This is a genomic window from Parabacteroides sp. AF21-43 (assembly GCF_003635435.1).
GTDB lineage: Bacteria > Bacteroidota > Bacteroidia > Bacteroidales > Tannerellaceae > Parabacteroides > Parabacteroides distasonis.
In genome coordinates this window covers 139,459-161,960 of record NZ_QTMG01000004.1, presented here as the reverse complement: position 1 = coordinate 161,960, position 22,502 = coordinate 139,459, and the positions used below count along the sequence as shown (strand labels likewise).

General features: G+C 41.6%; 13 protein-coding genes. 2 read left to right on the top strand and 11 right to left on the bottom strand.

The window, feature by feature from the left end; all coding sequences use genetic code 11:
* Positions 1–3: 3 nt before the first annotated feature.
* The 9 genes from DWX84_RS04865 to DWX84_RS04825 all read right to left on the bottom strand — a co-directional run bounded on the left by DWX84_RS04865 (position 4) and on the right by DWX84_RS04825 (position 14,991).
* Entirely contained in the window at positions 4–6,159 is a 6,156-nt protein-coding gene (locus tag DWX84_RS04865; RefSeq protein ID WP_121962021.1) for an RHS repeat-associated core domain-containing protein, read from the bottom strand.
* A gap of 28 nt (positions 6,160–6,187) precedes the next feature.
* On the bottom strand, positions 6,188–6,574 hold the full coding sequence (locus DWX84_RS04860; protein ID WP_008778959.1) for a hypothetical protein: 387 nt from the start codon (positions 6,572–6,574) through the stop codon (positions 6,188–6,190).
* A gap of 47 nt (positions 6,575–6,621) precedes the next feature.
* Entirely contained in the window at positions 6,622–7,659 is a 1,038-nt protein-coding gene (locus DWX84_RS04855; RefSeq protein WP_224201869.1) for a tail fiber domain-containing protein, read from the bottom strand.
* A 177-nt stretch (positions 7,660–7,836) separates the two neighbouring features.
* Positions 7,837–8,775 (bottom strand): glycosyltransferase family 2 protein, encoded by a 939-nt coding sequence (locus tag DWX84_RS04850; protein WP_122377436.1) that lies wholly within the window; start codon positions 8,773–8,775, stop codon positions 7,837–7,839.
* Between the two features lie 90 nt (positions 8,776–8,865).
* Positions 8,866–9,744, bottom strand: coding sequence for a tail fiber domain-containing protein (locus DWX84_RS04845; protein WP_005863685.1), 879 nt, complete (start codon positions 9,742–9,744; stop codon positions 8,866–8,868).
* 26 nt (positions 9,745–9,770) lie between these two features.
* The gene (locus DWX84_RS04840) at positions 9,771–10,133 is read right to left on the bottom strand and encodes a DUF3244 domain-containing protein (protein WP_005863687.1); all 363 of its coding nucleotides are present in this window, start codon (positions 10,131–10,133) and stop codon (positions 9,771–9,773) included.
* A gap of 96 nt (positions 10,134–10,229) precedes the next feature.
* Positions 10,230–11,969: a lipopolysaccharide assembly protein LapB gene (locus tag DWX84_RS04835; RefSeq protein ID WP_122377435.1), complete on the bottom strand. Its 1,740-nt coding sequence runs from the start codon at positions 11,967–11,969 to the stop codon at positions 10,230–10,232.
* Positions 11,970–12,148: 179 nt separating this feature from the next.
* Entirely contained in the window at positions 12,149–13,087 is a 939-nt protein-coding gene (locus tag DWX84_RS04830) for a glycosyltransferase family 2 protein (RefSeq protein WP_122377434.1), read from the bottom strand.
* Between the two features lie 134 nt (positions 13,088–13,221).
* A complete protein-coding gene (locus tag DWX84_RS04825) occupies positions 13,222–14,991 on the bottom strand; it encodes a tetratricopeptide repeat protein (protein WP_121960721.1) in 1,770 nt (589 codons plus the stop codon).
* A 560-nt stretch (positions 14,992–15,551) separates the two neighbouring features.
* Between DWX84_RS04825 and DWX84_RS04820 the strand changes: the two genes are divergently transcribed.
* Positions 15,552–16,928 (top strand): MATE family efflux transporter, encoded by a 1,377-nt coding sequence (locus DWX84_RS04820; RefSeq protein WP_121960722.1) that lies wholly within the window; start codon positions 15,552–15,554, stop codon positions 16,926–16,928.
* A gap of 44 nt (positions 16,929–16,972) precedes the next feature.
* Here DWX84_RS04820 and DWX84_RS04815 read toward each other — a convergent pair whose 3' ends face one another.
* Positions 16,973–18,640, bottom strand: coding sequence for a RagB/SusD family nutrient uptake outer membrane protein (locus DWX84_RS04815; protein ID WP_036616454.1), 1,668 nt, complete (start codon positions 18,638–18,640; stop codon positions 16,973–16,975).
* A gap of 16 nt (positions 18,641–18,656) precedes the next feature.
* Complete coding sequence (locus DWX84_RS04810; protein WP_005863703.1) at positions 18,657–21,671, bottom strand: TonB-dependent receptor; 3,015 nt, start codon at positions 21,669–21,671, stop codon at positions 18,657–18,659.
* A gap of 213 nt (positions 21,672–21,884) precedes the next feature.
* On the opposite strand from DWX84_RS04810, the gene DWX84_RS04805 reads away from it, so the two are divergent.
* On the top strand, positions 21,885–22,496 hold the full coding sequence (locus DWX84_RS04805; RefSeq protein ID WP_008778949.1) for an RNA polymerase sigma-70 factor: 612 nt from the start codon (positions 21,885–21,887) through the stop codon (positions 22,494–22,496).
* Positions 22,497–22,502 lie beyond the last annotated feature (6 nt).

The following is a 22,502-nucleotide window of genomic DNA, read 5'->3' as shown; positions in this document are numbered from 1 at the left end:
AAATTAATACTTACCTATTCCATGCTTATCCCAAAACTTAGGTTTTATCTCATTTCTTAAATTATATAAAGAACCTCCATTCTTCTGCATTCCATATCGATTTATCAATTTCTGCTCCATTATTCTAGCATCTAACTTATTTAAGTTCCCAGTTCCTTGTATCGGTCTATAATCAAGTGTAGCCCTATTCGTCCCTGAATTCAAATGCTCTGAGAATCTAACTTCTGGCTTTCTGCTAGTAATCCCTATATAACGTACATCTCCATTTGCATCAACTCCTTGATAAACAGTATAAGTATTATGATCATTAGCCACAGATATTTTATCTCCTGTAGCAGTTAGATTTGGTCGCTCTACATTTACTGAAGGAGTAGATGCCTCCATCAACCTCATCTCCGGTGCCGGTCTTGTCGCCGTGTTCTTGAACGAGAAGATCGTCCGTCCGAATTTAACGTCCTTACCTGTCCAGAAGTTATTACCTTTCAAGGCGGCAACCATACCGTTTCCGATTCCACCTGTCAAGGCACCACCCAAAATACCCAAGCCATAATCCTTCAAGCTCATAAACTGGTCCCCGAAATACAACGAGTTACCCGCACTTTGGACAGGCATCATCACCGCCGTACTCGCCGAACCTGCGGCGGCTCCAGCCAAAAAGCCTCCGATTCCCCCGGCGGCACCTCCAGCAGCGGCAAAGGCCAACCCACCAGTCGCAGCCCCCAAACCTCCGGCGGCGGCTCCAATACCAAATGCGGCAAATCCATCCTTGAAACTATGAAGTTGACCCGATACAGCCTTATAGATCAAATTTGCTGTTCCTCCGATAACCGCACCTATTATAATATGGATAAACTCTCCATCCTCGTCCACATACCTCAACGGGTTGTTCATGGCATAGCTGTAACGATTGAAGTTCTGGGACAAGTCCGGCATCTGGACAAACGGATCAGGAGCGAGGAAACGACCCAGAGCCGGGTCATACAGGCGGGCGTTCATATTTACCAGACCAAACTCCTTAAGATGTTCATGGCCACTGTAGCCACGACCAAGGAACAACTCTACCTCCTGCCCCGAAGGGATGTAAACGTGACTGGATGAGTTACGTTGGCGACCCCATGCGTCAAAATTATAACTCGCGTATTTCGTCCCTGCCTCGGTGATGATATCCGTGATACTTCCCAGATAATCACGACCTATATAATAAAGTTTCCAGCTATTCGTATGATCCTTCACCAATACCGCCGAAGCGTCGTAGTAATTCTCTCCCGCCAAATACAGCTTCTCCTTATTACCCGAGGGAGTCTCATCGATCTCATAGCAATCCCCCAAATAATAGCGGGTCAACAAACGGCTACCCCCTTTAGCCACCTGCATCTTCACACGCTGCTGATTGCCGTTATAGGTAAACGAGGCCACGTTACCATCTTGCGTAATAGCGTTCGGACGCTTGAAAGAGGTATAGCTAATAACCTGTGTGGCGGAAGACATAATACCATTTGCCACGCTAGAGGAAGATATGGCGTAAGGCTTGCCACTTGTATTATATGCGAATGTACCACTGACATCCCCTTTGGTTAAGATATTTCCTTTCGCGTCATAAGTTGCCATAAGCCCTTTGTAGGAAGTCAGACGATTAAGATTATCATAAGAGAATTTCTCTTCTTGGGATACATTAATGTCTTTCCGGTAAGTCAAGTTCCGTTTAACAGGATCGAAAACATACTCCATATTCTGGAGGAATGTGGTCACCCCTGTTTTCTGTATCTTCCTGGAAGTAGGGAATCCATAACTGTCATATCCATAGGTACGAGATAAGGCACCGGAGCGTACCTCGGTAGGTAACCCCATGTCATTCTCTTTCGTGAGCTTAAATATGGATGTTTGGTTATTCAGCTTGGTCTCAACTAAATGACCATTCGCATAATTATAATTCTCGGTTGTCAAAACTCCGGATTGAGACGTATACTTAATAGAGCTTACATTTCCTCCGTTATAGGTATAATCCTTTCGTAAATATTTATTGTCTACCGCCGTCTCTGTCTGGCTCGACAGACGACCCAACGCATCATATACATAATCAATGGAAGTTCCGACAGAAGAAGAGACCTTCGTCAACTCATCGTAGCCATTATAAGTATATGTAGTCGTAAACTCTGGTAAAGTCGCCGTTTTAAGGCGATTATACGTATCATATGTGTAATTGATAACCTTATTATTTGCGTTCGTCTCTTTCAATAGGTTGCCGGATGCGTCATAAGCATAAGTTGTCGTACCAGAGCTAGGATCGCCCAAGCTAGTCCGACGGCCGAAACCATCATAACCAAATGAAGTAGTCACGTTACCCGGTGCGACGATAGAAGAAGGTTGTCCATCCGGACGCAGATTATAGGTAATCGTTCCTGCTGGGTCTACCACAGATATAAGATTGCCCAACGCATCATACGTCCGCTTGACAGAGATTCCATCCTCCACCGTTGTTATACTATTGCCGCTATAACCATGAGTCGTTTTTCTTCCGGAAGGTTCCGATATAGCGGTTAAGCGATCATACGTATCATAACTATAGATATTCCAAGCCGTAGCCGAACTACCGGCAAACGGACGAGAGACTTTTTGCACCCTTCCATAACTATCATAAATTTTATCCGTTTTTAGAAAACTGCCATTAAAACGAGTCTCGGCCGTTCTTACCTCTCTATTCAACGCATCATATACACTTTTAGTAGTAGGTTTACCCGTCACAGAACGGGTTATGGCATACAAAGCGTTTGTCCCTTCCTCCGACCATCCGTAAGATACAGTAGCGGTAGTATTATCAGGGAACGTGACACTTGTCTCCCGACCAAATGGATCATACGTATGCGCCGTAGACTTTCCCCGGTGGTCCTTCTCAGAAGACATACGCCCCTCCGTATTATAAGAAAACTCATTTGCAAGTCCTAATGGGTTTGTCACCTTTTTCAATCGACCGTTCGTATCATAAGCATATTCGGTCTTCAGCCCTTTATCCGAACCATACAAGAATAGCGTCTCTTTTGTGATATTACCCGGAGTATCATAAACATACTCGTAAGTTTTCGCTTTATTTCCATTCTTATAGAACACCTTGCTATTCGCATAGCCGTTCGTATGCGAAGGAATATTCATTCGCTCGGTATAAGTACTGCTATTACGAGTAGTAGTCACGCTCTGATCGGTCAAGAAACCAATAAGATATCCACTCTCTGCCGTATTGTTATAAAATGTGTTCGCCTTTTTTACCGTAATACCCCCAGTGTAAGTGATAGTCTCTTGCGTCGCATTTCCATAAGTATCATATACAAAAGCGGTAGTAGCAGTAATACCCTTAAGCAAGTCCTGCTCTGTCTTATTGCTTAAACGTATCTTGACCGTTTTATTGGCTTGAACATTAACGGCAAAATTATAGGTCGATTTCGCCTCAGGTGAAACCTCACTCTTCAATATGCCATATTTATAAGGATCAAAATATTGCTCCGTAAGCTGCCCTTTCAAATTCGTACGGAATATACTCTCAAATCCCCTAAACCCCAATCCTTGGCGGTGAATAACACCACCTCGGTACGTGAAAGTGAAATTATCAACCCGGTTACCTTTCATATAAGTACTGGAAAAGGCTATGACAGGAATAGACTCTTGAATGTCCACATACGGGAAAACAGCGTTCGCACCCTTAGCATAAGTACCGGAAGATATGGCCTCCTCATTCATCAACAGGTATGTGTTCTTTTCGACCACTCCCAAACTATTCGCCATACCCGTGGCCAAAACGCCTTTATTGTCATTCCTCTTGAATGAATATTTTGTAACCACTCCATTCTTCAAGCTGACCAATTGACTAAAATAATTATGACTGTTTATATTAGTCGGGATCAAGATTGATTTCGATGTATAATTTTGGGCACATTCAACCGAACCCACGTTATTTTTCTTAGCGAGGTAAGTGAAGAAACCGGAGCTATGATACCGGATCAAGTCTGTCATACCATCCCCGTTTACATCTTGTAGCAAAAAGCCATCCGTAGAAATCCCCGAGTTTTGAGTACCGGCAAACGTGGATTTATAAAATTGTCCATCTCCCATCGAGTTATAAGCGGCCCACGTATAGACTGGATCCTTTTTTTTCGGAGATACCAGCAAATCCATAAGCCCATCTCCGTTGATCTCCCCCAGCAACAGCGAGCGATCTTTTAGATCCACCTTTTTTAATCCGGTATAAGTAGAGACTTTTCGGCCCGTCCAAGTACTACCGGAAACATCAAAAGTATATATATTTACCCCGGAGTCATTAATAAGAGCGATGTCACTTTTCCCGTCTCCATCATAATCTAATACCAGAAGTCTATCTGTTTTCTGAAATGCGTCCTCAGGATCAGGCTGCTCCGTGCCTACAAAATTAACGTTATAGGGAAACAAGTAACTCTGATATAAGACCTTACCACTTTCCAAATCAAATATATAGCATTTAGAGGTCTTACTGGTCTCTCCAAAAGGATGATGGCAAGAGACCGCTAGTACTTCCTGTTTTCCATCCCCATTGAAATCCCCTGTATAATAAAACTTAGGATGTATGCTCTTTGCCCCATCCGCATCGGTCAATACGGTCGGGAAATTAAAAGTCCGTGTATATTTAGATACCAATCCCACAGTCAAACTGGCCCTATATACACGGAAAGTCACTTGATCATTATCACCGGAAACGCCATTGTTTACTTTTATGATATGCTCTTCTTGCTTTCCCTCCAAATCCGCACAAAAGATATCGATAAAATTAGCTCCGGTCGTAAGATTGGGCATGGGGGAAGCGTACTCGCTATTCAATCCGGCATAAAGATAGATTTTCTCTTCTCCGGTGAATTTATTGTCATATCTATTCTGGGAATGCTGAAAAGCCGTCGAATGTCTGTAATGCTCCCAATAGGGATTCTCATTAGGCAAAGAGATCAAACCATCTGCCCCCGACGCATAATCATACCTTCCTTTCACTACCTTGATACGAGCAGGATCCGTTGATTCATACCAATTATATAGCTGTGTGACAGAACCATTATCATAAGACCCATCTGTTATGCCTTCTCCATAGTAAAGCTTTATAGGGTTCAGAGATTGCCCGGAGGCGGAATAATCTATCTGGCTTAAAACTGAGCTATTGTTCTGGTTTTTATAGCTCAAGCTATACGTACAAAGCGCAGTAGAGCCTAATTTACTGATGATTTTAGCCAGCAAGTAGCTTTCCCCTGTCTTAAGCCCCCCTATAAAAGAGACCAAGGGGTCCGGTCGTGAGGCTTGATACTGAAATTCCACAGAGGCACCATTATAAGCAACTTTTGTCAATCTGTAATGGTTTTCTTGCTCGACATAAGTATATAGGATCTGATTATTTCGCAAGTCAGACAAAGAAACTATCGGATAAAAGATCTTATTGCTTGTATTTGAGGCATATCCAAATATGCCCTTGGTTCCATTAGGATAAAATACCTCAAAATATTTCACGACATCGCCGGACAAAAAAGCTTTTACTTTTATATTGCCTTGCTCGGACTCATAATTAATAGTTGTCGCATTCTCTGAGATCTTTATAAGACGCATCCCGTCTAACACGAACGCATCCGCTTTCGTACGTAAAGCTCCTTGGGGCTTACCATCATAATAAATATTCCTACTCGTACGCATGATCGATTGCACACCGCCAATACCCCATCCAATACCAACGATGCCATTTCCTTGCTGGCTATTATAAGCCAATGATAATTGGGGTTCAAATCCATTTATACCCGGATAAACCTGTATGGGAACCGTATAGGTTTTAGCTCCAGTCGGGGAAACACCTGTTTGTATCGGTATCTCTCCTACAGCTTTCGATTTATCTATTGTAACTGTAGTCGGAACGTAAGTATTATCAGATATGGCTTTAGGAACAAAAGCCTGAGGTTGCTGTGAAAACCTTTCCGGATTTTCTGCAGTTTTCGCTATAACCGGAGGATATAAAGCCTTCAATAAAGAATCCTCATAAGCCTTGTAATCACTTTCCTTCCAATCGAAAAATTGATTATTCTCAGCAACTCCTTGGGCACATAAATAAGAAGATGGGGACATAAACATGATAAATATCCCTATCGTATATAAATATATTAATTTCATCTATAAGTATACTTAAATTATATTTTGATCAATCCTCCTCTTGGTCTACGGGAACGGCCTCCAAAGATGAAGCCATCGCACTAAATTGCCGTGTTGTTCTATTTCCTGACGCATCATAAGTATAAGTAAATATCATTTGTTGGGATTGCCTAATATTCAAAATTCCGCCAGACTTTACCTCAAAAGGCCCATTAATCGTAATTTGCGCCGGAGCGGAAAGAGATAAATTACCATTACTTGCCACGGTTACATTTTGGACAGCCAACGTATTACAGCCCAAAACTGATACACTTGATGAAACTGTCTGATTTGTATAAGTACTCACACAGCTTCTCGTGTCAACCTCTTGTGATGATAACGGGGAAAATAAGCAAGTCAATACGATACATGTAAAAAAGACGATTCTCTCTTTCATATCAAAGAATTTATGATTCTGTTATTTCTATTTTTAATTCCTTGAGATTACAGACTTACATACTTCTTCAAAGTATCCGCTTTCTTCCCATCCACAAACAACGTATAAATAAACGTTCCATAACCAAGTTCCGAACGGCTTACTTCTACCACATTACTACTTCCATTATCCAACTTAATAACTTTCACGGGTTTACCTGTGACATCAAATATCTGTAGACTAGCAGACACAAACGTCGCCGGTAAGGTATAAGAGACAGATGCACCTTCCCTATTATATAATTTTGCGCCATCCACAGCACTTATATTACTTGTGGAAGTCGTGTTCGAACGTAATTGAGATTGTACCTCCGGCGATAGTAGAGCTTGCAAATTATCAATCACCTCATTCTGTTGTTGGATCGTTTGTTGCATCTCCTTGATACTTTCTACGATAAGCGGAATAAAACCTATATAATCTATAGACATCATCCCGTTTTCATCCGTTTGTACAAGTTCGGGTAATACCTTTTGTATGTCTTGAGCCAAAAAACCAATTCGTTTACGACTAGCCTCCGCTGCCTCTCTTCGATCTATCTCTGCTTGGATTTGTTTGTCTCTATTTATCTTTGCGATAGTAGCGGCATCCATAATCTCCTCTGAATCGGAGGAACTTCCCGATATCCCATTATCCAATGTGGCAGAGAACTTAGACTCATCCTGCTCCCTATTCTCCTCAAGTGTAGAGAGGTTGTATGAATAAGAGACCCCATTCACTTGCTCTAAAAGAGCTAATGGATTTTGCAGCGACTCTACATTTTCCTTCAAGCGAGCGTCTGAAGTTATATTCACTCCATTCACACGAAGATTCGTATTGAACACGAAATTAGTATTACTAGCCGGATTGTAATACGCCACGACATTGTTAGCATAACCATTTGTAGTCATATAAATACCCAATTTCCCATGCAACCAAAGTTGATCCGTATCCGTGGTTCCATATTCTCCAGCAAACACATTCCAACCTTGATTTGCATATTGTCCAAAATCACCAAATGTTAATTTCGAACCTGCGCGTGCATCCCCTATCCGACCATATATCTGCATAGAGGTTACATTTCCTAAGTCCTCATTATTGTCTTTTAAAAGGCCTGCTTGTACTCGTCCATTTGAAAGAACCCGGAGTTGAGCATTTGCGTTTGATACTAAACTAATTAAAATTAAGAAAGAAAAAAGTCTTGTTGTTTTCATATAAGTTGTTCTAAAATATAAATAGATAAACATTCAAATAATACTTCTAAGGAACCCAGTACCATATCCAAACAATTGCGTAAAAGAGGCTATTACGGATAGCGATCCTACACGTAAATCACATTTATTGCGGAACATTGCGTCTACAAACAATAAAAGGGCATAAATAATAAGAGGCACCAGAAACAAGCGGCAAAAGAATGAACTGATAACCAATAGACAGACTGAAAACGTGAATAATGCCGGTAAGCAATGTACCAGCTTCAATGAGCCGGGATGTTTCCGGTTCAACGCGATCCGGGCCTCCCCCGAATGACGCACCTGACGGAAGAACTGCATGAGATCCGTCCGCCTTTTATGATAAACCCATGCCGAAGGAAATAGCCGGGTCCGATAACCAGCCTCCATGATCCGTATGCTAAAATCAATGTCCTCACCATATCGCATGCCGGAAAAACCGCCCAGACACTCATATACATCCCGCCTTATTCCCATATTAAAACTACGGGGATAAAATTTATCCAACTTTTTCTTCCCGCCGCGGATACCACCGGTCGTCAGGAATGAGGTCATGGCGTAATTGATCGCCTTCTGGATCGGGGAAAACGAGGCATGCGCCTTATCCGGGCCACCGAACGCATCCACCGGATAATGATTCAACGAGTCGTGTATATGCTCAAGCCACGTGGAGGGTAGTACCACGTCAGAATCCAGTATGAGCAGATACTCGCCAAGCGCTTGCCTAGCGCCATGATTACGCGCCATACCCGGGCCGGAGTTCGAGATCACATAATAATGAAGATCCAATCGCCCTTGGTATCGCCCAACAATCTCTTTCGCCGGTATCTCCGAACCATCCTCCACCACGATAACCTCAAAATGGACATAGGTTTGCTTGCAAAGGCTTGATAACAGATCATCAAGCTCATCCGGCCTGTTATAAACAGGAATTATAATGGAGTATAATCGCATATCTTTTGTATAAAAAAGATTGAGGATACCCTCAACAGACAGTATCACTCAATCTTATCAAAAAAACTATAGCTTCAATAGAAATAAATATTATTGTACCAATAGCATACGTTTCGTTGAGATCAACTGTCCGTCTACTACCAAAGAATACATATACATACCTGCGACACCTAGATCAGAAAAGCTTACCATTATACTACCTTCTCCCCGGGTAGCGATATCGAATTTCTTAACTTGAGTTCCTTGCAAATTGCAAATAGAGATAAAAGCGGAACGTGCGGATGTAGGGATCGTAAAGGATATATTCGTGGTAGAATTAAACGGATTCGGCGTATTTTGATTCATTACCGCATTCGAGAGCAAAGACTTACTCGTCAAATTCTTGTTATTCTGCAAATCAGACAAATTAGCTTTTTCATCCAATTGCAATTCCAGTTGTTGGATAGTAGCGTCCAATTCTTTTACAGCCTGTACTAAAACGGGTATAACAGCCGTGTAATCCACCAAGCTATCACCTGTGGAACTTAACGTCACAATCTCTGGCATAACCTCAGCTACCTCCTGTGCCAAGAAACCAAAAGCTTTAGAAGGTACGGCTTCTGCTGATCTCAATTGCGATGTCTCACTTTTCCAATTGTAAGATACCGGTTTTAACCCCAATATGGTTCCTAATCCACTATTTAAGGGAGTGATATTGGTTTTCAACCGAGCATCCGAAGATTGATAAACCCCCTTTACTTCTATATAATTATACTGGGAGCTTTCTGAATCATAGAAAACGACCTTTCCTCCTGTTCCTGAGATACGAGGATTAGCGACCGCAACTTTTAATTTCAAAAATGTACCCGGATAATCACTCCCGTTATAATACAATTTTTGTCCCCACGTCTGTATGTTCGTGTACTGGGCTTGGACACTAAACGATACGAATAGGCATAGTATGCCTAATAAAGATACAGATCTTTTCATGATTTAAAGATTTAAGTTGATAATATCTATTTTAACACATCAAAATATCCAACCAAATAATTATTTCCTTTTGAGATAAATATCTTATAATCACCATTCAGCAAAAAATCTATAGAAATAGGATATTCTATCTCAGAAGAAACAGTTATGATGTCATTATAAAGTACATTTCCTTTTATATTTATAATTTTCACATTAAGTCCATCCAATAATTTATTAGAATGGATGTAAATATTATTTTCATCTATTGATAATGTAGGAGAAGATATTATAGAACGATCTTCCTCTTCTTCCCAAGATTGTTCAGTATCCTTCACTCTATTCGGATACACAACTGAAGAAACAAACATCAGAAATACTAATCCCAATATAAAACTTCTCTTTTTCATTATCTATTTTTATAAACAAAAATAGTCTCTATGAGAAATCTATAAGCAAAATAGGATTTACTTCTTATTTACTTTTTGTTTACAGCGATTAAGTTATTATAAATCAGCGATAAATTTATCCATCATTTCTGCGGTACCTTCTGTTCCATGAATCTTTTTATAGAGACGAATCCGGGATGCTGTTATTGCAGGAGTCGAGCGTCCAACTAACCTTGCAATGTCCTTCACGGGCATGGATATTTTTATCAAATAACAAATATGGAGTTCTAACTCTGAGATTTGCGGGTATAAAGCATATAATTGAGCGGTGAAATTTGAATAGGTTGTATCAATCTCTTTTCTCAACTCCTTCCAATCCTTATTCTGAATTTCCGTATCAGTATTATTACTTGTTTCATGAAATAACCGATAGACTTCGGATTTTCGAAAAGCTATTTCAAGCAAACTTTTTTCATTTTGAGAAGTAAGAATCTTTCGGTTTGATAGTTCTAATAATTCCTTTTGAGATTGCACAAGTTGCTTTTTAAAATTATCTCTTTGACACTCCGATTGCTGCAAAAGTTCCTCTAGATATGAAATTTTCTTATTATTATATTCAATACAATCCAAACTTTCCGCATATTGATTCTCTTTCAATAGACGTATTTTTTTCTCCTTTTCAATCGCTGCTTTTTTCTTCTTTTCTAACACATATATATAACATAGACTAAAGAAAATAATTAAAACAACAAATAATGCAAATTGATAATTGCGAATTTTTCTTTTTTCATTATCTATTTTCAATTGAACATTCTCCTTTTCTGTATGCTGATACTTATATAATGAGTTAACTTTTGCTACAGCTTCCGTTTTTGTTTGATTCTTAATTGAATCAGACAGTTCTATACATTTATACGCATAATTCAAGGCTAATTTACGGTCTCCTTCTTGGTTTTTTATTTTGGATAAGATTCTATACGTATTTTTTTTCATATAGATATTCCCATACTCATTTGCTTTCTCAAAATAATATAGAGCTGAATCTATTTGCTTATAGCTTTCATATATACAACCTAATCCAAAATATATATTTGCTTGATTCTTCATACTTGAAACCTTACTGAACAAATCTTTAGCCAAATCATATTTTCCCATATCTATATAGATGCTACTCAATTCCCTTAGTACATTATCTATTCTCGATTGATCATTTAATAACAATGCCTTCTCATAAGCAGATTGATAGTAGTATATAGCACTGTCTGTATCTTGCTTGGCGTTATAGATCCGAGCAATATTCCTCAATGCGATCACCTCTCCTTTTCCTTTATCATACATCTTGTATTCATACGATTTCCTATAAGCTTCGAGAGCCTCATCATACAAACCTTGATATGCCAGTCGATATCCCATCTGCTCATAAACCCGTCCTAATATATCATATCGCTTACTATCTTTCCCTATGTCCGCAGCATCTTGAAAAGCTCTCACCGCTCTTGGGGCATCTCCCATATCCCGGTATGTACTTCCTAGATAATAATATGCCTCCATTAATTGATCTGGAGTCCCATAGTCCTCATAATACTGAACTATTGATTTAATCAAAGAGTCTGATTCATGAGGAATATACAGCTTATCTTTAGCTTTAATCTTAAGCAAAGCATGGTACATACGTATATTTTCCGGCTCATTCATGATTGAGCTATCCAAAGAGGAAAGACAGAGTAATGCGCTATCCGGATGCTCCCACATAACAGATTCCGCACGAGATAGTTCCGCAGGTAATGGTTTTTCTTGGCGCATACAAGAAAAAAGGGTAGCGAAAATTAGCAAAGTCAGTCCTAGTGTTCTCTTCATTTAGATTATAGTTTACAACTTAAACGCAAGTTATAAAATTTATCCACAAATATCAATAAAAATATTCATTTGCCACAAAAAAATATCTTCTTTAAGCCTACTACTCAACTAAAAATCTTTTCCTTTAGTTTGGTATCCTTCAATAGCCTCTGTGCATACCCCTCCATTTAAATGAATTTTCAAATAATACTTCTCAAAAAACCGACTCCATATCCAAACAATTGCGTAAAAGAGGCTATTACAGATAACAACCCTACACGTAAATCACATTTATTGCGGAACATTGCGTCTACAAACAATAAAAGGGCATAAATAATAAGAGGCACCAGAAACAAGCGGCAAAAGAATGAACTGATAACCAATAGACAGACTGAAAACGTGAATAATGCCGGTAAGCAATGTACCAGCTTCAATGAGCCGGGATGTTTCCGGTTCAATGCGATCCGGGCCTCCCCCGAATGACGCACCTGACGGAAGAACTGCATGAGATCCGTCCGCCTTTTATGATAAACCCATGCCGAAGGAAATAGCCGGGTCCGATAACCAGCCTCCATGATCCGTATGCTAAAATCAATGTCCTCACCATATCGCATGCCGGAAAAACCGCCCAGACACTCATATACATCCCGCCTTATTCCCATATTAAAACTACGGGGATAAAATTTATCCAACTTTTTCTTCCCGCCGCGGATACCACCGGTCGTCAGGAATGAGGTCATGGCGTAATTGATCGCCTTCTGGATCGGGGAAAACGAGGCATGCGCCTTATCCGGGCCACCGAACGCATCCACCGGATAATGATTCAACGAGTCGTGTATATGCTCAAGCCACGTGGAGGGTAGTACCACGTCAGAATCCAGTATGAGCAGATACTCGCCAAGCGCTTGCCTAGCGCCATGATTACGCGCCATACCCGGGCCGGAGTTCGAGATCACATAATAATGAAGATCCAATCGCCCTTGGTATCGCCCAACAATCTCTTTCGCCGGTATCTCCGAACCATCCTCCACCACGATAACCTCAAAATGGACATAGGTTTGCTTGCAAAGGCTTGATAACAGGTCATCAAGCTCATCCGGCCTGTTATAAACAGGAATAATAATGGAGTATAAACGCATATCTTTTGTATAAAAGTCTAGCACAAATGTAGACTCATTTTCATACATAGTCAAGGAACACACATGGACAAATCAAGACCAGATAACACTGATAATCAATAAATTAAAAACACGCATATGGACATCCCCTGTTTTTAGTACTCTTTGAGATATTGATCTAGTAAGAAACTTACGTCGGAAGGTATTTGTTTGCTTTTTTTGATACGCTGTTTGATACGCTGTTTCTGTTTGGATACAGACTCGGGGAGAGAGTTCGCAAAAACAGCTATTTGGGAAGAACTGAACCCCATCTTGATTAAGCAGCAATATCGCTTATCTAATTCGGAGAAATCAGGGAAATCTTTCTCTAACCGTGTATAGAACTGATGGTATTGCAAGTTTGTCCAGTTTATGATTAATGACCAATCTGCATCCTTCAGATATTTAGGATGCTCTTTTAGGTCTTTCAATTTATCGAAATAAGGTAATTGCTCATCTAGTTTCTTATATGAGGATTTCAGTAGCTCTTCATATTTCTCTATCTCTTTATGGGACTCCGCATTTTGATCCAATAAACTTTTATTCTCTGAAACAATCTCGTCGATTTCCTGCTGTTTATTATTTAACGTGGCGATCAATTGCTCATTTTCTTTTATACGATTCTCATTCTCTCTTATCGATTCCTTGTAAATTCGTATTTGCTCTCTAGCATGCGCTAAAGATTTTTCCTTCCGCAATACACGATATTGATAGACTATTATAAGAATCAACAGAACCGCAGTGACAAACAAGCCGATTATCTCTTGATTCGTTTTTTCTAGTTTTAGCTGGTTATTTATGTTCAACAATCTCTCATGATCATACCGAGCCTGAATTTCAGCCAATTCTCCAGCATGATTTATTACCTGTAGCGAATCTGAGTAAATAAGATATTGGTTATTATATTCTATGGCCTCCTTGTAAAGTTTTTGTTCTACACATATATAATATAACACTTCATAGGCTTCACTTAGCGTATACAAATTGTCCGTTTCTAAAGATTTCTGAAAGTAGACCTTTGCTGAGTCTAGTTGCCCCAAACTCCAAAAAGCACTACCTATCTTGTAATATATTTGAGGAAGCTTATGTAAGGAAGATACTTGTAAACATAAGTCAAGCTCTTTTCTAGTGTAATGTAAAGCTTTTTCTCCTTGACTTAACTCATTATAAACAACGCCTAGCTCTCCCATAGCCATAGCTTCAAGTTCTAAATTTCCTAATCTTTTAGCATTTTCCAATGATTTACCAAAATAGAATAAGGCACTATCCATCTCATTTATATGCACATAAGTTCTTCCCAGCTCCGATAGAGCATAAGATATCCGTTCTCCATTTCCTGATCGTAATGCGTATTGATAAGCATCCTTTAATTGTACCAACGATTCTTCATAAAGATCTTGATAACGATACGTATTTCCTAATGATTGGCAGATCAGATAAGTAAAAAGCGGCTCATCCAACCTTGTCATTATATCTTTAGACTTTAAAAAGAGAGGTATCGCTTCCGTTAACTTTTTCTGATCCTCCAATAATTGTCCCTTATAATAATACGCTTGCGCCATCCTTTTCAAGTCATCCTCTTTCTCGAAATAATCCATCGCATCTTGAACCAACTTATCCGAGGAAGGGATATTCAACGAATCCGGAAGGCGTTTACCATATACCTTATCCCGGGCTTGTGCCAACAATAGCGCCCAAGTAGCATAGTTCTTTCCGCTAGAGAGTGATGATTGAGGCATAGAACGTAATATAGATAATGCGCTATCCGGATGCTCCCACATCACAGATTCCGCACGAGATAATTCCGCAGGTAATGGTTTTTCTTGGCGCATACAAGAAAAAAGGGTAGCGAAAAGTAGCAAAGTCAGTCCTAGTGTTCTCTTCATTTAGATTATAGTTTACAACTTAAACGCAAGTTATAAAATTTATTTTATAAATACCACTAAAATATTTGTTTTTCAATAGTGATTTTGAGATACGATCAGCCAGCAAGGAGACGCGGCACACTACGTATCTACTAGTTGTATTATGTATTTAAAATATTAGCATATAAGCATTTGCAGTTTTTATGGTAAAAAACAAAAGTTTATCAAGCAGAAAACTTTTGTTTCCCTATATAGAAACAAAAGTTTCTTCAGCACGAAACTTTTGTTTTCCCTAATAGAAACTACTTTTACATATATAGGCACTACGACACACGAACCTAAACGATAATTTGGTTTCTTGCGTTTTCTATCAAAACATGGTAGATAAAGAATGATAATTGTAGATATTTTCTATCTACAACCACTATATAAGATGTTTATTTATAAGGCATATAAGAAGGAATTGTAGATGTGGTAGATATTAAGTGTTTTTTATTAACTGGTAATTTATGGAACTCGATTATATAATCCAACATGTTCTTGTAACTTTGCAGCCATTTTAATTGAAATCCCGATTGAATATGAAGAACAAATACGAGGCTAGGCTAGGTACGGAACGTATGCTACCGCTGGTTTTCAAAATGGCGCTTCCGGCGGTAGCGGCCCAATTTGTCAACTTACTTTATAATATCGTAGATCGTATCTATATCGGGCATATTCCCGAGATCGGGACAAACGCTTTGGCTGGTATAGGGGTGACCACCTCCATCGTGATCTTGATCTCCTCTTTCTCCGCTATCGTGGGAGCGGGCGGTTCGCCGTTAGCGGCCATCGCTCTCGGACAGGGCGACCGGGAACGGGCCGGAAAAATAGTGGGAAATGGATTTATATTGCTTATCCTATTTACTATATTCACTTCCCTCATCACCTATACCTTCATGGAACCGATCCTGCTTTTTACAGGAGCATCAAAATATACGTTAGGATATGCGGTGGATTATCTCTCTATTTATTTACTGGGCACTCTGTTTGTCGAGATATCCACGGGCTTGAATGCCTTTATCAACGCACAAGGGCGTCCGTCTATCGCTATGTGCTCGGTTTTGATCGGGGCTTTATTGAATATCGTATTAGACCCTATCTTCATTTTCTGGTTGGATATGGGGGTAAAAGGCGCCGCGCTCGCCACGATCCTATCGCAAGCTTGCAGTGCCATATGGGTATTGAGCTTCCTTTTCTCAAGACGTGCCTCCTTGCCTTTGGAAAGGCGGTATATGAGACTGGACCGAAGAATCGTACTCTCGATGTTCGCTTTGGGAATTTCTCCGTTCATCATGGCCAGCACGGAGAGTCTGGTGGGTTTCGTCTTGAATAGTAGTTTGAAAAATTTTGGCGATATCTATGTGAGCGCATTGGCTATCTTACAGAGTGCCATGCAATTCGCCAGCGTACCGCTGACCGGTTTCGCCCAAGGATTCGTACCGATCATAAGCTATAATTACGGACATGGAGACAAACAGCGGGTGAAAGATTGTTTTCGTATCGTGCTAATCGTTATGTTCTCTTTCAACTTGATACTCATGCTATTCATGATCTTATTCCCCTCAACCGTAGCCTCCGCTTTTACAAGCGACGAGGAGTTGATCGATACCGTCCGTTGGGTCATGCCCATCTTCTTGGCGGGTATGACGATTTTTGGCTTACAACGAGCTTGCCAGAATATGTTCGTAGCGTTGGGACAAGCTAAGATATCTATCTTTATCGCCTTGCTTCGTAAAGTAATCCTCTTGATTCCTTTGGCATTACTATTACCTAATTTTATGGGGGTAACCGGCGTATATGCGGCAGAAGCCGTATCGGATGCCACGGCCGCTATTTGCTGTACGTTGTTATTTATATGGAAATTCCCGAAGATACTAGGGAAAATCAAGCAAAAAGAAGAAAGGGCTGCCCAATAACGGACAGCCCCCTGATAAAGCCTTAAAGATTAAAATGAATCGTATTAATATCCCGGATTCTGTGTCAAGTTAGGATTCAGGCTAAGGATATCGGCATAGATGGAGAATACCGTTGTATATCCCGTCTTATCCTCTTGATAATCCAGTGAGCTGGCGGAATGTTTCACGCCTACATAACGGTCTACCGTAGCCTCGGTAAACTTACCGAAACGGATCAAATCCTGCCGGCGTACGCCTTCCCACGCTAATTCAAGCATACGCTCGTCTAATAGCGTATCCAGCGTTACGTTTTGTAGCGGTTTGGCGCCTACACGGTTACGAACTTGGTTCACCTCATCGTCTCCATTCTGTCCCAGACGAATCTTGGCTTCCGCCTTCATCAGCAACGCGTCGGCGAAACGGAAGATCACGCAGTCATTTCCATGCAAGTTTCCACCATCCTGAGCATTTTGGTCGAACTCATATTTAGCCATACGAGCTCCGGCGGTCTTCACCAACAAACCATCGGAGGCATCCATATATACCTTCGGGGCGTTCGGCTCATATTTCAAAGGCACTTTCTGTCCGTCCCATTCCGTATAGATCGTCTTTCCATCCGGGCCGGTCACCTCGCCTGTAAAATAAGTAAGCTTACAACGAGGATCCTCATCCGCCGTACCGAACTTAAACACGTTCATCGCCTTCACCGTAGCGCAAGAGCCATTCCATCCGGATTGGCCGTAAGCGGTTGCATGATCATAATGGCGGGTACGTACCAAATTGTAGTCCTTAGCGTCCGGATAAGCGACCGGGTCCATAGGAACCGTGAAAATATTCTCAACCGAGGTCTCGTTCGCTACGGCGAAATTCTCCGAGAAGTTTCCCTGCAATTTATAGCCCAAAGCCTCCAACTTATCCACATAGGCGATCGTAGCTTCCCAAGCGTTCATCTCTTTACCGTCAACGGTAAACTTGATGTTCTTTCCAGCCGGACGATTGCCGTCCGTCCAATTGTCGTCCGCATAAACCTCCGCATTCAACGCCAACTTAGCCAAGATCATATAAGCCACCGGCTTGGTAATACGTCCGTAATACTCACCTTTTTGGTTACTGCGGTTATCTGAAAGATAAGGCAACGCCTCCTCCAACTCCGAACGGACAAAGTTAAATACAACGCTACGCTCAGATTGCTTTACCTCAGACATCGGTGTCGTAGAGGAAGTTACCAACGGAACACGAGCGAACAAATCCAACAACTCATAATAGAAAAACGCACGGACCGCACGGACCTCTTCCAGATAAACCTTGAAATATTCCACGTCCGGTTGTTCCTCGGCAAAGGCTTGCAACTTATCAACACTCTGGTTGCATTTTCCGATCTGCTCATACAAGAAATCCCAAGAGTTCTTGGTCAAATCATTCATCGTGCCCCAACGGTGTAAGAAAATATTCTGCCATAAACCGCCATCTTCCCAGTCGCCGATACGGCAAGGAAGCATAGCCTCATCGCTGGAGAAGGTATTCAAGTCATATACATGACGGTCGTTACCCATGATCTTGAACATATTATTGTACAGGCTCGCAACCGTGTTTACATAGACCAACGTAGGGCTTTGGAACGCGGTCTCCTCATCAAACGCGTCTGTAGGACGCTCTTCCAAAAAATTAGAACAGGAAGAAAATGCCGCGGCGGCAGCGGCTATCATAAAGCTATATATAAATTTCTTTTTCATGACTCTTTAAATGGATTTAGAAGTTAACACTCAAACCTAATGAATACGTACGGGATAACGGATAGAAACGTTTGTTATCCATACCTAGGTCATTATTATCTTTATCGACCGTCGTACTGTTAATCATCGGAGACAAGCCGGAGTAACCCGTGATCGTAGCCACGTTGTTCACCGAGAATGTCACACGGATATTCTTCACGTATTTCTCGATCTTCTTGCAATCGATGTTGTAACCCAACGTAATATAATCGATATTCAAATAATTGCCCTTTTCCAACCAATAATCAGAGATCGACTGGTCGTAGATCTTGCTTTCCGGAGCCTTAGCCAACGCGTTGTATGTAGGGAACTGGCTCAAGTTCATATAAGCTAGCGATGTACCGTTGAAGATCTTATGACCGAAAGCGCCGTTCATCTGCGTCATCAAGTCAAAGCGTTTGTAGCGGAAGCTGAAGTTCATTCCCAGATAATATTTCGGCATGGCTTGTCCGGCGATATAACGGTCGCCACCATCATTGGTATCCAAACCCTCTTTTCCATCGATCGTCTGATCCAAGTTGTAGATATAGCGGCCTTCGATAGCGTTTCCATTCTCATCCAAAGCCGGAGTCAAGCCCAAGCAACGAGGAATGTAGAACACTCCGACAGGCTGGCCTACCATCTGATAAACCACACGGTTGTTTCCTACGAAACCGGCACCACTCATACTGGACAGATCCATATATTGTTTCGCCTGCAACTCTTGTCCCATATAAGAACCGCTCAAGGAGTTCAATTTATTCTTCTGGTAAGAGAAATTCACGCCCATGTTGAAATCGAAATCCTTTGTCTTCACGATACCACCGCTTACAGCCAATTCCACGCCGGAGTTGGTCATCTCTCCCAAGTTCGCCAATAATTCCGGATATACGAACGGAGGAACCGGAACCGCGTATTTATACAACAGATCCGTAGTCTTGGAAGTATACCAATCGGCGGTCAACGTAAAGCGGCCATCGAGGATACCAGCGTCCACACCCACATCGAATGTCTTTTTCACCTCCCAACGCAAGTCCGGGTTCGAGTTACGTGTAAAGCCATAGGTAGCGGTAGAATTTCCATTGACGGAAGTCACACCGTTCGGGCTCATCAAAGCCAACGAGTTATAAGCCTCGATAGCATCTTGGTTACCGGTCAGACCATAACCCGCACGTAGTTTCAACTGGCTCAGCCAATCCACGTCTTTCAAGAAAGCCTCCTCATTCAACACCCAAGCGGCGGAAGCGGAAGGGAAGAAGCCCCATTTATTATTCATACCCAATTTAGAGGAACCGTCCGCACGTAAGTTCACGGTGGCGATAAAACGGTTGTCATACATATAATTGAAACGACCCATGAATGAGGCCAGACGATTCTCGTTTTGGAAAGAAGTCACGTCTCCGTATTTCACCGTACCACCCGCTTTCAGGTTGTTATAACCGAAGTAATCCGTCTCAAAGCCACGGGCACCGGCGCTAAATCCCGTATAATGATATTTTTGTCCCTCTACCAAGGCCAAAGCGTCGATATGATGTTTCTCATTCAAATCCTTATTATAGGATAACTGGATATTACCCATCAAGATATTCTGCTTATTATCCGCACGGTAACCATGAGCGTCGGAAGTTTGCGTAATCGCCTTCAAATCTTTCGGGATATACTTCATGTTCTCCTTCACGTTATACGTATAAGAGCCGAATGCGCTCAGTTTCAACCCGTCCAGAATCGTCCAAGTCAATTTACCGTGTACGTTCACGTAAGCGTTCTTCTCACGATCCTGTATCTCAAGGCGTCCCAGCGGGTTCTGGATCTCGTTCGCGTAGGGATCCTCATCCCATTTGCCATCCTCATTCTTATGCGTAGGGAAGGTTGGGTTGTAAGTAGCGGCCGAATAGAAAGTTTTCTCATAATCGTTCGTATAATCCACTTGCTTCAAGGAACCGAACATACCGAACTCGATTTTCAACTTATTGTTGAACATATTCTGGGAAGCGTCCAATTTAGCCGTATAATTCTTCATACCGCTATTCTTGATAATACCCTGTTGATCGATCACGCCTACAGAAGCACGATAATTCGAATCGTCGTTACCCGCGCCGAAAGAGATGTTATGGTTCTGCGTATAACCCAACTGCTCGATCTCGTCGAAGAAATTCGTATTACCTCCCATATCCAGCGGAGTCATGCCTAACGCCTTCGCCGTAGAGCGGAACTCATCGGCGGATAACATCTTCAAGTTCTTATAAACATTACTGATACCGAAGTTGCCGTTATAACTCAACGTCTTCATACCGTTCTTACCTTTCACCGTAGTCACTACGATTACACCGGCGGCACCACGTGAGCCGTACTGAGCGGTCTCGGAAGCGTCCTTCAAGATCGTGAACGTCTCGATGTCGGCGGGAGCGATTGCGTCCAACATGCTCAAATCACCGAATACGCCATCGATAATCACCAAGGGATCATTACCACCGGACAAAGAGGTCGTACCACGTACACGGATAGAAGGCTTAGAGGCAGGGTCGCCACCCGTCTTGGAGATTACCACACCGGCAACCTTACCTTTCAAGGATTCCAACGGCGTATTCACCACACCTTGGTTCATATCCTCTTTCTTGATACGCTCTACCGCACCGGAGATCGTACGCTTGCTACCGGTAGCGTAACCTACTACTACCACCTCGTCCAACGCCTCTACATCCTCGTCCAGAATGATATTCAGGTTCTGCTGTCCATTTACCGGGATCTCTTGTGATTTATAACCGATATAAGAGATGGTCAGAGTCCCGTCTTTCGGAGCTGCCAACGTGAAATTTCCGTCCATATCGGAAATCGTACCATTCGTTGTTCCTTTCACAAGGACACTAGCTCCAATAATCGGATCGCCGAATTTAGAGTCTTTCACTACACCTTTTACGGTAATGTCTTGAGCATAACTGCTAAAGGAAAGAAAAAGTCCCAAAAGAAGTAGGAACAGACCTCTTTCCCGCAAAGAGAAGAAATGCTTTTTCATGCTTTACAATTTAAGATTACTAAATTAATTTTATTTATTTCGTTTGCTTGATAAAACAACCAAGAGGGGGAATCCCCCCCTTCTCGGACATAAAATAATCTTACAGGAATAAAGGGCGGGTAAAAGCGGGCCTAGTTGTTATATAATAAATTGATTTGATCATAAAATAGAATACTTTTGTTACATTTGCCTCAATCTTTTATCTAAAGTGGTATGTGTGAGCAATTGTATCTAACGGATGATCGTCTTCTTTTCGATAAGATCAGAGGGGGCAACGCAAAGGCGTTCGAATACGCTTTTCGCAAGTTCTCTCCCCGTTTAGAGGCATTTGCCCAGAAATACACCAACGATACAAACGAGGCGGAGGATATCGTACAGGATGTATTCTTGAAACTATGGGAAAGAAGGGAGTTGCTGGATAACATCTCGCTGGCCTCTTTTCTTTTCATGATGGTAAGGAATAGTTGTCTAAACTATTTAAAACACCGTCAGATAGCCGATTCGGTACAGCAACGGATACCGGATACCGAGACTGCCGAGCGATTATACGCAGCGGATTTCGTACCCGACCCTTCCTCCTTGCTGATCCAAAAGGAACTGTCCGACTCGATCGATCAGATTATGGAGGAACTACCGCCCAAATGCAAGGAAGCGTTCGTTCTCAGCCGTCTGAATGGCTTGAAAAACCGGGAGATAGCGGAACATATGGCTATTACGGAGAAAGTGGTGGAGAAACACATTACCCGTGCCTTGAAACGATTCCGGGATGGATTAAGGCGTTATGCCTTATTACTGGGAACGCTCCTTAGTCTTTGGAAATGGTAATAAAGA

Coding starts and splice junctions, on each gene's coding strand:
- DWX84_RS04810 (WP_005863703.1), bottom strand. CDS start 21,671: ATGAAAAAGCATTTCTTCTCTTTGCGGGAAAGAGGTCTGTTCCTACTT.
- DWX84_RS04845 (WP_005863685.1), bottom strand. CDS start 9,744: ATGAAAAGATCTGTATCTTTATTAGGCATACTATGCCTATTCGTATCG.
- DWX84_RS04865 (WP_121962021.1), bottom strand. CDS start 6,159: ATGAAATTAATATATTTATATACGATAGGGATATTTATCATGTTTATG.
- DWX84_RS04860 (WP_008778959.1), bottom strand. CDS start 6,574: ATGAAAGAGAGAATCGTCTTTTTTACATGTATCGTATTGACTTGCTTA.
- DWX84_RS04815 (WP_036616454.1), bottom strand. CDS start 18,640: ATGAAAAAGAAATTTATATATAGCTTTATGATAGCCGCTGCCGCCGCG.
- DWX84_RS04850 (WP_122377436.1), bottom strand. CDS start 8,775: ATGCGATTATACTCCATTATAATTCCTGTTTATAACAGGCCGGATGAG.
- DWX84_RS04820 (WP_121960722.1), top strand. CDS start 15,552: ATGAAGAACAAATACGAGGCTAGGCTAGGTACGGAACGTATGCTACCG.
- DWX84_RS04840 (WP_005863687.1), bottom strand. CDS start 10,133: ATGAAAAAGAGAAGTTTTATATTGGGATTAGTATTTCTGATGTTTGTT.
- DWX84_RS04835 (WP_122377435.1), bottom strand. CDS start 11,969: ATGAAGAGAACACTAGGACTGACTTTGCTAATTTTCGCTACCCTTTTT.
- DWX84_RS04830 (WP_122377434.1), bottom strand. CDS start 13,087: ATGCGTTTATACTCCATTATTATTCCTGTTTATAACAGGCCGGATGAG.
- DWX84_RS04805 (WP_008778949.1), top strand. CDS start 21,885: ATGTGTGAGCAATTGTATCTAACGGATGATCGTCTTCTTTTCGATAAG.
- DWX84_RS04825 (WP_121960721.1), bottom strand. CDS start 14,991: ATGAAGAGAACACTAGGACTGACTTTGCTACTTTTCGCTACCCTTTTT.
- DWX84_RS04855 (WP_224201869.1), bottom strand. CDS start 7,659: ATGCAGATATATGGTCGGATAGGGGATGCACGCGCAGGTTCGAAATTA.